10 protein-coding genes and 2 tRNA genes are annotated in these 12,014 nt (G+C 69.7%); 8 read left to right on the top strand and 4 right to left on the bottom strand.

Annotation, left to right across the window (positions count from 1 at the left end):
- The first annotated feature begins 176 nt into the window (after positions 1-176).
- Together AWQ70_RS21490 and AWQ70_RS21495 are read left to right on the top strand one after the other, a co-directional pair.
- Entirely contained in the window at positions 177-692 is a 516-nt protein-coding gene (locus AWQ70_RS21490; RefSeq protein WP_067178880.1) for a M48 metallopeptidase family protein, read from the top strand.
- Positions 689-1,282, top strand: a complete 594-nt coding sequence (locus AWQ70_RS21495) for a DUF2064 domain-containing protein (RefSeq protein WP_084517549.1) — start codon at positions 689-691, stop codon at positions 1,280-1,282. The genes AWQ70_RS21490 and AWQ70_RS21495 overlap by 4 nt, the downstream gene beginning before the upstream one ends.
- An 88-nt stretch (positions 1,283-1,370) precedes the next feature.
- On the opposite strand, the gene AWQ70_RS21500 is transcribed toward AWQ70_RS21495, so the two are convergent.
- The 3 genes from AWQ70_RS21500 to AWQ70_RS21510 are packed head-to-tail and all read right to left on the bottom strand — an operon-like array spanning position 1,371 to position 4,209.
- Positions 1,371-2,354, bottom strand: a complete 984-nt coding sequence (locus AWQ70_RS21500) for an endonuclease/exonuclease/phosphatase family protein (RefSeq protein WP_067178882.1) — start codon at positions 2,352-2,354, stop codon at positions 1,371-1,373.
- Positions 2,355-2,407: 53 nt separating this feature from the next.
- The gene (locus AWQ70_RS21505; protein ID WP_067178884.1) at positions 2,408-2,965 is read right to left on the bottom strand and encodes an NUDIX hydrolase; all 558 of its coding nucleotides are present in this window, start codon (positions 2,963-2,965) and stop codon (positions 2,408-2,410) included.
- Positions 2,962-4,209 carry a zinc-dependent metalloprotease gene (locus AWQ70_RS21510; RefSeq protein ID WP_373282355.1) on the bottom strand — a complete coding sequence of 416 codons (1,248 nt, stop codon included), beginning with the start codon at positions 4,207-4,209 and terminating at the stop codon, positions 2,962-2,964. Before AWQ70_RS21510 ends, AWQ70_RS21505 begins: the two co-directional genes overlap by 4 nt.
- A gap of 82 nt (positions 4,210-4,291) precedes the next feature.
- Here AWQ70_RS21510 and AWQ70_RS21515 point away from each other — a divergent pair, with 82 nt between their 5' ends.
- The 6 genes from AWQ70_RS21515 to AWQ70_RS21540 all read left to right on the top strand — a co-directional run bounded on the left by AWQ70_RS21515 (position 4,292) and on the right by AWQ70_RS21540 (position 10,655).
- Entirely contained in the window at positions 4,292-5,362 is a 1,071-nt protein-coding gene (locus AWQ70_RS21515) for an NAD-dependent epimerase/dehydratase family protein (protein ID WP_245647081.1), read from the top strand.
- 90 nt (positions 5,363-5,452) lie between these two features.
- Entirely contained in the window at positions 5,453-5,875 is a 423-nt protein-coding gene (locus AWQ70_RS21520; protein ID WP_067178890.1) for a molybdenum cofactor biosynthesis protein MoaE, read from the top strand.
- Between the two features lie 50 nt (positions 5,876-5,925).
- Positions 5,926-6,972, top strand: coding sequence for a YlbL family protein (locus AWQ70_RS21525; RefSeq protein WP_067178894.1), 1,047 nt, complete (start codon positions 5,926-5,928; stop codon positions 6,970-6,972).
- A 103-nt stretch (positions 6,973-7,075) separates the two neighbouring features.
- On the top strand, positions 7,076-10,006 hold the full coding sequence (locus AWQ70_RS21530; protein WP_084517553.1) for a UPF0182 family membrane protein: 2,931 nt from the start codon (positions 7,076-7,078) through the stop codon (positions 10,004-10,006).
- Between the two features lie 53 nt (positions 10,007-10,059).
- Positions 10,060-10,133, top strand: a tRNA-Met gene (locus AWQ70_RS21535).
- A 448-nt stretch (positions 10,134-10,581) separates the two neighbouring features.
- A tRNA-Met gene (locus AWQ70_RS21540) sits at positions 10,582-10,655 on the top strand.
- Positions 10,656-10,751: 96 nt separating this feature from the next.
- Here the strand turns inward: AWQ70_RS21540 and AWQ70_RS21545 are convergent.
- A complete protein-coding gene (locus AWQ70_RS21545; protein WP_067178896.1) occupies positions 10,752-11,156 on the bottom strand; it encodes a hypothetical protein in 405 nt (134 codons plus the stop codon).
- Positions 11,157-12,014: the final 858 nt, after the last annotated feature.

Below are 12,014 nucleotides of genomic sequence, written 5' to 3' on the forward strand. Positions count from 1 at the left end.
GCGTGACATTAGTCACAGCAGGTAGGCCGTGGATCCGGCCTGTGGATAACTCAGGTGACAGGAGGGAGGGAAGCGGTCCCGGTTTCCCGTAAAGTCGGCCCGCGTTCGCCTGATTGACCAGGGAGAACGTCATTGACCCCCTGTGGAAACGGGCGGTTGTCGGCTACCTTGCATATGTGCCCCCCGAGACAGTCGAGGTTCGTCGGAGCACGCGACGGCGGCGAACCGTTTCCGCGTACCGCGATGGCGACAAGACCATCGTGCTGCTTCCCGCGGGTCTGAGCACGACCGACGAGGAGCAGTGGGTGCGCCGCATGCTCGACCGGCTCGCCGCCAAGGAGCAGCGAAGACGCTTCAGCGACGACGACCTGCTCGATCGGGCCAGAGAGCTTTCCACCCGCTATCTGGACGGCAGAGCCGTGCCCCGCAGCGTGCGCTGGGTCGAGAACCAGCAGCACAGATGGGGCTCCTGCACCCCGGACCACGCGACGATCAGACTATCGACTCGGCTCCGGGGGATGCCCGGCTGGGTCGTAGACTACGTGATCATGCACGAGCTGGTCCACTTGCTGGTCCCCAGCCACGGTCCCCGCTTCTGGGCGCTGGTCGAACGCTATCCCAAGGCGGAGCGCGCCCGGGGCTTCCTCGAAGGGTTCTCCATGGCGGCCAACGGCTCACCGGAGGAGTGTTGACCCGCGTCGCGGCCGTCCTCGTCACCCCCGGCATGGCCGACGCGGCGCCGCCCGGAGTCGATCCGGCCGAGTTCCTCATGGCCGTGGCCGAGGACACCTACGAGATCGTCGCCGGACTCGAGTTCGTCGAGCCGGTCATCCTGTCCGCCGGGGTCCCCGGGCTCGACGAGATCGCCTGGCCGGGGACGCCGGTCATCTCCATCGATTCGCCCGCCGAGGCGTTCGCCGCCCTGCCGTACGCCGAGGAGGGCGACGAGGGCGTGGTGGTCGGCGCCGACGCGCCGGACCTGCCGCCCCTGCTGATCGGCAAGCTGTTCCGCGCGCTCGGCCGGGCCGAGGTCGCGATCTGCCCCGCCGAGGGCGGGGGAGCGGTCGCCGTCGCCGCCCGGTTGCCCCTTCCCGGCTGGGCGGACCCCGACTTCGACGACCCCGACCTCGTCGTACGGCTCCGCCGCCAGGCGCCCGGGCGGCGCATGGTCGCCACCGGGCCGGGCTGGCACCGGCTCAGGAAGCCGGTCGACATCGCGTGGCTCGATCCCGGTCTGGAGGGCTGGGACAACACCCGGGCCCTGCTCGGCGGGCACGACTGATCAGGACGCCCGGGCCACCGGGGCAGGGGCCGCCGTCAGGTCCCGCGATCGAACAAGCGGTCCGCCGAGCCGGTCCGATCGGCTCCCCTCAGCGGGCGGGCAGGCGCAACTCGGCGAAGAGCGCGCGATGGTCGGTGTACGGCACGTCGTGGATGCTGACGTCCACCGCCGAGGCGCGCCGGTCCACCAGCACGTGGTCGATCGTGATGAGCGGAGGCAGCCGCCGGTTCGCCGGCCAGGTGGTGCGCAGCCCGGTCCCCGTCGCGTCGGCGGCGTCGATGTAGCCGCGGCCGAGCACGTCGCGCAGGCCCGCGTGGTCGAGGCTCGCGTTGAAGTCCCCGGCGAGGACACGCACCGTCCCCGGGACGGCGGGCGGCAGCGACCGCAACGCGTCCTTCCAGGCCGCGACGTCCCGCCCGAGAGGGGCCATGGTGTGCACGTCGACCAGCTCGACCGTCTGCCCGTCCGGCAGCGAGAACCTGACGTACGGCATGTGGTGCCCGTTCGGCGGGGCGAAGTCCGGCAGTTTCGTCAGCGGAAAACGCGAGTAGACGCCGCTGCCCGACGCGCTGTCCTCCTCCTCCAGGTGGCTGTACGGCATGAGCCGTGCCAGCCCGGCCGCGTCGAGGGCCTCGACCGCCCGCGCGTCCAGTTCCTGCGTGTTGAGGATGTCAGGGCGCAGCCGGCGCACCAGTTCGACCACCGCGTGGGCGTCCCCCCGACCGAAGAACAGGTTGACCGTGAGGATCCGCAGCGACGGGCCGGTCGCCGTCGGCGTGTCACCGAACGCCCGGGGCAGCACCATGAACGCCATGAGGAGGGACGTCGCCGCGGCCACCGCCACGGCGGCTCGGCGGCGCGAGCCGAGCGCGAGCGACAGCGCGACCAGCGAGAACAGCGCGACGTACGGCGTGGCCGTGATCAGCTCGGTGACGATCGGTCCGTCCACGCCGGCCAGCCGGACCAGCGCCCACACCGCGCACGGCACCACCGCGAGCCAGGCCAGCGGTCCGGGCACCCGCAGTCGGCGCCGGGGAGTCGTCACGACGCCGCCCACGTCCACCTGAGTCATGGGCCGACCCTAACGACCGAAGCCGCAAGCCCGCGTAAGCCGGATGTGCGGATTCAGTGCAGACCGTTCAGCGCGCTCAGCGCGGACCGTGCGCGTGCCGCGAGCCGCCTGGTCGCCTCGTCGCTCAAATCGGGGATCTCGTCGACGGGGAACCAGCGCAGGTCGAGCGACTCGTCGCTGATCACGGCCTCGGCCTCGGCCGGCGCGACAGCGCCGTACTCGACGTCGAGATGCCAGCTGTGCGGCGGGTGGCACCAGACCTGGTGCCGGTCCAGCGCCAGCGGCCCGGGCAGCAGCCGGAGCCCGGCGATGCCCGACTCCTCGGTCGCCTCCCTGAGCGCGACGTCGGCGAGCGAGCCGTCGGAGACCTCGCAGTGGCCGCCCATCGGCAGCCACATCCCGGCCTTCGGGTGCAGCGTGAGCAGCACCCGGGCGCCGTCGTGGGAGATCACCGCCGTGGTCGCGGTCAGGTGACCGGGCGCGCAGCCGCGCCACATGGCGTCCTCGTACGCGTCGAGGTGCGCCAGGAACTCCTTCCGGAGGAGCTCCTCGTCCGGCGTCGGCGCGGTCCACCCGGTCAGTACGGCGTGCGCGTCCCGGTGGAGGCTCACTCGTCGTCGCCCTCGGGCTCCTCCAACGCGGACAGGTCGAACCGCGCCTCGCCCTTGACGAAGGACTCGGGATCGTCCAGGTCGTCGGCGGTGGGCATGAGGTCGGGGTGGCTCCAGACGGCGTCCCTGCCGTCGATCCCGCGCTCGGCGGTAAGCGCCTTCCACAGGGCCGCGGCCTCGCGCAGCCGCCGGGGCCGCAGCTCCAGCCCGACCAGCGTGGCGAAGGTGCGCTCGGCGGGGCCGCCCGTCGCCCGGCGGCGCCGTACGGTCTCGGCGAGCGCCGTCGCCGACGGGAGCTTGCCCTCGGCGGCCTCGTCCACGACGGTGGCCACCCAGCCCTCGACCAGCGCGAGCGCCGTCTCCAGCCGGACCAGGGCGGCCTTCTGCCGCTCGGTCTCCTCGGGCTTGAGCAGCTCGCCGCCGCCGAGGACCTCCTGGAGCTGCTCGGGGTTGTTGAGGTCGAGGCCCTGGAGCTTGGATTCGAGGGCGGAGAGGTCCACGGTGATGCCCCTGGCGTACTCCTCGACGGCGCCGAGCAGATGCGCCCGCAGCCACGGGACGTGCTGGAACAGCCGGTGGTGGGCCGCCTCGCGCAGCGCGAGATAGATCCTGATCTCCTCGGCCGGCGTCTCCAGGCCCTCGCTGAAGGCGGCGATCCCGCCGGGCAGCAACGCGGCCGTGTCCGAGAGCGGCAGGCCGATGTCGGAGGAGCCGACGACCTCGCGGGCGAGCGTGCCGAGCGCCTGGCCGAGCTGCTGGCCGACCATCATGCCGCCCATCTGCTTGAGCATGCCCATGAGCGGCCCGGCCATCGCCTGCGCCTCGGCGGGCAGGCCGGACGCGCCCAGGGTGCCGCCCATGGTCTCGACCATGCGGGCGGCGATGGGCTCGCAGAGCTGCTTCCAGACCGGGACCGTCTTCTCGATCCACTCGGAACGGCTCCACGCCTGCGGGTTCACCACACCGCTGGGCAGCGAGGTCGCCTCGTTCAACCAGAGATCGGCGAGGTTCAGGGCGTCGACGATCTGCCGCCGCTCGCCCTCCATGACGCTCGGGTCACCCTCGGCGACCACGGCGTGTCGTGCGATGTTCTTGGCCATGTCCCAGTTGACAGGCCCGGCGCTCTGCGGGGCGGACAGCATGTCCGCGAACTGCCGCATCGCCGCCGCGATCTGCTCCGGGCTGCCGAACATGGCGAACGGGTTTTCGTTGGGGTCATTTTCACGACCTGGCAGGTCAGTCACCGCGCCACCTCGTGCAGGATGGAGGAGTCCACATCCGCCACGTTATCCGCCGTGGGGCGGATCAGTGCAAAGTGAGGACCTCGTGCCAACCTCGAAACGCCTTCGTCCCCCCGTCGTCGCCGTCACCGGCGCCGCCTCCGGTCTCGGCAGGGCGTTCCTCGCGAAGGTCGCCTCGTCTGCGGATTTCCGCCGCGTGGTGGCCATCGACGATCAGCGTGGAGACGTGAGCGACGTCACCTGGCGAGTGCTCGACATCCGCGATCCGCTCTTGGCGAACCGGATCTCCGACGTGGACGTCCTCGTACACCTGGGCGGCGAATACTCGCTGGACGCCGACCCGGAGGAGCGCCGGGCGTACAACCTGCGGGCCGCCCAGACGGTGCTGACCGCGTCCGCCGCGGCCCGGGTCCGCCGCGTGGTGCTGGTCACCAGCGCGATGGTCTACGGCGCGGCGGACGACAACCCGGTGCCGCTGGCGGAGGACTCCCCGGTCGCGGCCGAGCCCGACACGGGCGTCGTCGGCGACCACCTGGAGATCGAGGCGCTGGTCCGGCGCTCCCTCCGCTCGCATCCCGGTCTCGCCGTCACCGTGCTGCGGCCCGCCGCGCTCGTCGGCCCGGGCATCGACACGGTCGTGACCCGGCACTTCGAGGCTCCCCGCCTGCTCGTGGTCAAGGGCTCGCTGCCGCGCTGGCAGTTCTGCCACATCGACGACCTCGTGTCGGCCCTGGAGGTGGCCGCGCTCGGTCAGGTCAACGGCGTCGTCGCGGTCGGGTCCGACGGATGGCTGGAGATGGAGCAGACCGAGGAGATCTCCGGCCTGCGCCGCTTCGAGCTGCCCGCGGGGCTGACCTTCGGCACGGCCCAGCGGCTGCACCGGCTCGGCATCACCCCCGCGCCGGCGACCGACCTGCACTACGTCGTCTACCCGTGGGTCGTCGACTGCGCCGCGCTGCGCGCCGCCGGCTGGAAGCCCGCGTGGACGAACGAGGCAGCCCTGCAGGAGCTGCTCGAGCTGCGCCAGGGCAAGCACGCGGTGGTCGGCCGCCGCCTCTCCGGCAAGGACGCCACGCTCACCGCCGCCGGCGCCACCGTCGCGGTCATCGGCACCGCCGCCATCGTCCGCGCCGCCCGTCGCAAGCGGCGCGTCTGACCTGCCCGTACGCCACGGAGGTGGCATGGGGGCGACACGGGCGAGCGGCGTCGCGTGTCCGGCGGGGCGGTGCCGTACTAACCTCGGGTCGTGGACGTCATCCGTTTACTGGGCATTCGCGACACCCCGCTGTCGGTGGACGAGGTGCTGAACGCGGTCGGGGACCACGCGGCCGGAGGCACCGCGATCTTCGTGGGCACCGTCCGTGAGGAGGACCAGGGCAAGGCGGTGACGCTCCTGTCCTACTCCGCGCATCCGTCGGCGGAGGACGAGCTGCGACGGGTGGCCGAGAAGGTCGCGGCCGACCACCACGTGACCGCGCTCGCCGCCGTGCACCGCGTCGGCGATCTCCGGCTGGGCGACGTGGCGGTCATCGTGGCCGTGGCCTGCCCCCACCGCGGCGAGGCGTTCGCGGCGTCGCGGCGGCTGATCGACGACCTCAAGCACGAGGTGCCGATCTGGAAGCACCAGGTCTTCGCCGACGGCACCTCCGAGTGGGTCGGCGCCTGCTGACGGCCGGGCGGCTGTCCGGGGCCGTCGGTGGCAGCGCATAGAGTGCCACCATGTCCCGACGCGCTCTCACCTTGCTGGTGGCGGGTTTCCTGACAGTGATCCTCGCGGTCGCCGCGGCGTGGTTGCCCGTGCCGTACGTGGTGCTGAACCCGGGGCCGACGGAGAACACGATCGGCGAGGTCAAGGGCAAGCCGGTGATCTCGATCTCCGACCACGCCACCTATCCCACCGAGGGCAAGCTGAGCATGGTCACGGTGGCCTACCAGGGTGGGCCCGGCAACGCCATCGACCTGATCACCGCGCTGCGCGGCTGGCTCGACTCCTCCATCGCGGTCGTTCCCGAGGAGACCATCTTCCCGAGGACGTCGACTCCCAAGGAGATCGAGCAGCAGAACAGCCTGGACATGACCACCTCCCAGGAGGCCGCGACGATCGCGGCGCTGCACGCGCTGAAGATCCCCGTCCCTGAGGTCGTGTCCGTGGTCGCGGTGGAGAAGGGGCTGCCCGCCGACGGCAAACTGCAACTGGGCGACGAGGTCACCGCGGTGAACGGCACCGCCGTCTCCAACCAGAACGCGGTGGCCGAGGCGGTGCGCAAGGCCAAGCCGGGCGACCAGGTGCGGCTCACGGTGAACCGCAAGGACGCCCCGGTAGACGTCACCCTCGGCACCGTCGCGGGCGACGACGGAAAGGCCCGGGTCGGCGTGACCATGGGCATGCGGTACAAGCCCCCGTTCAAGGTGGACATCAGCGTCGGCGACATCGGCGGGCCGAGCGCGGGCCTGATGTTCTCGCTGGGCATCTACGACAAGCTCACCCCCGGCGCGCTGACCGGCGGCAAGTCCATCGCGGGCACGGGCACCATCTCCGTGGACGGCGCGGTCGGCCCGATCGGCGGCATCGAGCAGAAGATGGCGGGCGCCAGGAAGGCGGGCGCCACGATCTTCCTCACACCCGCCCGCAACTGCGCGCAGGCCCTGCGCGCCGCGCCCGAGGGGCTGCGCCTGGTCAAGGTCGAGACCCTCGACGGCGCCATCAAGGCGATCGACGCGCTGCGCACCGGCACGGGCGATGTCCCAGCATGCACGGGGAACTGAAATCACGACCGGACGTTTCGCGGTGTAGGTTGCCAGGCACGGACCGTTGCTCTGAGACAAGGGGTTGGCGTTGAGCTTCCGGAGCCCCGGAGCCGGACGGGCGATGCGCTTGCCCCGACGGCCGCGACTGCTCATTCCCGTTGTGATCGCTCTCGCGGCGATCGTCGTGTTGTTCCTCGTTTTCACCGCGATTTTCACCGACTTCCTGTGGTACGACTCGGTCGACTTCTCGTCGGTGTTCTCGACCATGCTGCTGACGCAGATCCTGCTGTTCGTGGTGGGTGCGGCGCTCATGGTCGCGATCGTCGGCGGCAATGTCGCCCTGGCCCACCGGATGCGCCCGATGTTCGGCCCCGGCATGTTCGGGTCGCCGCAGGGGGCCGACCGCTACCGTCTCGCGGTCGACCCGCACCGCAAGATCTTCTTCTTCGTCGGCCTGGCCGTACTGGCGCTGTTCACCGGCTCCTCCACGGCCGGCCAGTGGAAGACGTGGCTGCTGTTCGCGAACTCCACGTCCTTCGGCAAGAAGGACCCGTTGTTCGACTACGACGTCTCGTTCTTCATGTTCACGCTCCCGTTCCTGCGGATGGCGCTGACCTTCCTCTTCACCGCGGTCATCCTGTCGTTCTTCACCGCCGCGATCGTGCACTACCTGTACGGAGGGGTCCGGATCGCCTCGCCGGGCGGGCTGCACGCCTCCCGGGCGGCGCGCGTCCACCTTTCCGTGCTGCTCGGCGTCTTCGTCCTGCTCAAGGCCGTCGCATACTTCATCGACCGCTATGACCTGGTGTTCTCCACACGCGGTGTCGTGCACGGCGCGTCCTATACGGACGTCAACGCGGTGCTTCCGGCGAAGGGCATCCTGGCCGTCATCGCGCTGATCTGCGCGCTGATCTTCTTCGCCGGGGTGGTCCGGCCGGGCGGCATGTGGCCGGGGGCGGCCTTCGGGCTCATGGTCCTGTCGGCCATCCTCATCGGCAGCGTCTACCCCGTTCTGGTCGAGCAGTTCCAGGTGCGGCCCAACCAGCAGGGCAAGGAACAGACGGCCATCTCGAACAACATCGCGGCCACGCGCGACGCGTACGGCGTGGCGGACGCCAAGGTCGAAACGTACGACGCGCAGGCGACCCCGCAGCAGGGGACGCCGACCGACGAGACCATCTCCGGCGTGCGGCTGCTCGACCCCACGCTCGTCTCCAAGACCTTCCAGCAGAAGCAGCGCATCCGCGGTTTCTACGACTTCCCCGAGCAGTTGGACGTCGACCGGTACAAGGACGCCGACGGCGTCGTGCGCGACCACCTGGTCGCCGTCCGGGAGATGACGGGCCCGTCGTCCGAGAGCGACAACTGGATCAACCGCCACCTCATCTACACGCACGGCTACGGCTTCGTGGCCGCGCCCGGCAGCGAGGTGGACAGCGAGGGCCTGCCGAACTTCGACGCCAAGGACATGCCGGTCTCCGGCTCGCTCGTCCCCAGCGCCGGGCTCAAGGAGCCGCGCATCTACTTCGGCGAGAAGTCACACGACTACGCCATCGTCGGCGGCAAGAAGGCGCAGGAGCTCGACTACCCCATCGACGGGGGGACCGGCCAGGAGGACACCTCGTACGCGGGCAAGGGCGGCGTCCCGGTCGGCTCGTTCTTCAACCGGCTGCTCTACGCCGCGAAGTACGGCGAGCTCAAGATGCTGCTGTCGGGGGACATCGACGAGCGGTCCCGCATCCTGTACGACCGCACGCCGATCGAGCGCGTCTCTAAGGTGGCGCCGTTCCTCAACCTCGACTCCGACCCGTACCCCGCGATCGTGAACGGGCGAGTGGTCTGGATCGTCGACGCGTACACCACCGCGAACGAGTACCCGTTCTCGCAGAGCAAGAGCTTCTCGGACATGATCCGGGACACCTCGACGAACCCGGTCCTGGGCGCGCCGCAGCCGCGTGACCAGATCAACTACATCCGGAACTCGGTCAAGGCCGTCGTCGACGCGTACGACGGCACGGTGACGCTCTACGAGTGGGACCCCGAGGACCCGGTCCTCAAGTCCTGGGAGAAGGCGTTCCCGGGGATCATCAAGCCCAAGGACGCCATCGAGCCCGAGCTGCGGGACCACCTGCGCTACCCCGAGGACCTGTTCAAGGTCCAGCGCGACGTGCTCTCCCGCTACCACGTCACCGACGCGCGGTCGTTCTACGGCGCCCAGGACTTCTGGAACATCCCGAACGACCCGTCCTCGGGCAAGAAGGACGTCAAGCAGCCGCCGTACTACCTGTCGGTCAAGATGCCGGGGACCGAGAAGTCGACGTTCTCCCTGACCACGACCTTCGTGCCGCGGAAGAACCCGAACCTCGCCGCGTTCATGGCCGTGGACGCCACCGCCGGTGACGACTACGGCAAGCTCCGGATCCTCCGGATGCCGGCCAACACCACGATCATGGGTCCGGGGCAGGTGCAGAACGCCTTCACCAACAAGTTCTCCGGCGAGCTCAACGTCCTGGGGCTGGGTGAGGCCCGGATCAGATACGGCAACCTGCTCACCCTGCCGTTCGGCGGCGGCCTCGTCTACATCGAGCCCGTGTACGTCCAGACCGCGGAGGGGGCCGGCCAGGAGCCGTACCCGATCCTGCGCCGGGTCCTGGTGATGTTCGGCAACAGGGTGGGATCGGCCGACACGCTCCAGCAGGCCCTCGACCAGGTGTTCGGCACGTCGGAGCAGACGACCAAGCCCGAAGGCAAGCCAGCGGACAAACCCGGGGACAAGCCGGGCGACAAGCCCGCGGCCGATCCCGGTCTGACCGGCGTGATCGAGAAGGCTCAGGCCGCCTACGACGAGGCGCAGAAGGCGCTGAACGCGTCCCCGCCCGACTGGACCAAGTACGGCGAGGCCCAGAAGCGGCTCAGCGAAGCCCTGAACGAACTCGCCGAGCTGCAGCGGCAGAAGCCGGCCGCCACGCCGTCGCCTTCGCCGTCCGGGGCCGCGCCGTCTCCGTCGGCGTCCCCCTCGACCGCCGCGATGGGGGCCTCCGCGGGCCCGTGATCGCGTGCCGATTTGCTTCCCCTCGCGTCGGTCGGTAATGTCCTCTTCACCGACGCGGGGTGGAGCAGCTCGGTAGCTCGCTGGGCTCATAACCCAGAGGTCGCAGGTTCAAATCCTGTCCCCGCTACTGATCGAAGGCCCTGGTCACCGGGAAACCGGATGGCCAGGGCCTTCTGCGTTGGAAGATGTCCGTTCTTCCGCCGCTCGCAGGGTGCGGCGCGGTCGGCGTCCGTCGTATGGGTGAGGCGGCGCAGCGACTCGGCCGGCCGCCGTGACGGGAGCCGCCTCGGGAAACCGGGGGCGGACCATCCGGCCTGGCTCGACGACTCCGCCCTCCCGCCGACGGCGGGCCATTTCGCGAAGATCCTCCTCAGTGTGCCGTCGGAGTCGAGGTCACGCTCGCGTTGCCCGACTCCCCGCATGCCGTCCGGAGAGGCCGCATTCCACGAGATTTGCCGCCATATGCCGGGGGATGGAGCCGGCCCTGACGTGGTCGATCGCCGGTTACGAAGTGTGTGCGCGGCAATTGGTTTGCCCTCGCCTTCGCGCACCGGTAGTCTGTAGTTACACACCGACGCGGGGTGGAGCAGTTCGGTAGCTCGCTGGGCTCATAACCCAGAGGTCGCAGGTTCAAATCCTGTCCCCGCTACTGATCGAAGGCCCTGGTCACCGGGAAACCGGCGACCAGGGCCTTTGCTTTTCTCTGTCTTCTCGTCCTTCTCGTCTGCGCTCGGCCCTCCCGGGCTCACCGCGGCAGCGTACGGCCCACGCCGACGCAACTCCGGGCCCGGCTGCCCGGCCGCGGCCGCCGTGCCGGCGTCTCGTCGTCGACGCGGGGGATCAGCGCCTGGGCGGTCTTCGCGTCCGACAGGATCCGCGTGGCTTCGGCGTCGTCGGCCGGCAACTGGCCGTGCTTGGCGAGCTCGTGCAGCAGGAACGTCATGGGAGCCGGGTCGCCGGCGTTCGACGCGGCCACGGTCGCGCGCGCGGCCGTCAGCAGGGCGAGGTAGTGGGAGCGCATGGTCGCCTCGCGTACCCGGGCCTGCTCAAGGTCGTCGAGCAGCTCGTTCGCGATCTCCAGCAGGTCGGCCGCGTGCCGTGCCTCGGCCGTGATGTGTGCCCGGATGTCGTCGAACTCCGACCGCGTCATTATTGCTACCTCCACCGGCGAGAGCCCGGGCGACCGGGATGGCGCCAAACAAAGGACTCCCACTCTGCTTTCTTAGGAAGCGGCGATTGCGGACGGCTTGACAACAGGTTGTTCCGCGGACCTCATCGGTCCCGCTCTCCCCGTCCCCACCCCGTGCCGGCCTCGTCGCCGTAGTGCTACTTAGATGCTTGAGACGCGGATCTGGTTGTCCGCGCTGAAGTGGCGTTTTCCGGGGTATCGCGACCGCCGGGCCGTTGGTTACCACCGCGGACGGACGGGAGGCCGCGGGGCGCACGCCACTCCCGGGATCCACGAGTGACGGAATGAGTCTCGATCACTCCGGGGAGGCTGCTAATCTTCTCAGGTCGGCGCGGTCCGGCGTCTTCCCTCTCCTTCCGCCAGGCGGTTCAGTGGTTCCGCTGGGTGGCTCGAGCATGGGACGACGTGGGCTAAACTCGACAAGTCTCCTCAAACGATCAGTTCCTGGTCATTCGTTCGCGAAGCGGACAAGGATCTGGTAGGTTGGAGGGGTTGCCCCGGAGACGGGGTGGCTGCGATTCCCTCAGGGTTGCGGGGTTCGGGTCAAGTGTTCCGAAACGGGACGGTTTGACACGGATCGGGCGACACGAGAGAATAGTGGTAAGTGAAGCGAATGTAACGCCCCGGAGCGGATGGCTCGGTTTCGAGTCTGAGGTGATGGTGGTCGCGTCCGTTTCTTGAGAACTCAACAGTGTGCTAAAAGCCAGTGCATGATGCACAACCCCGTCCTTACCTGCACTCATTGCGGTGTGGGGGGATGGATTCCTTTGGTTGACATTCATGTGAATGTTGGCCAGGAAACAACTCGAAGACATTGTT

Source organism: Microtetraspora niveoalba (genome assembly GCF_001570405.1).
Lineage (GTDB): Bacteria > Actinomycetota > Actinomycetes > Streptosporangiales > Streptosporangiaceae > Microtetraspora > Microtetraspora niveoalba.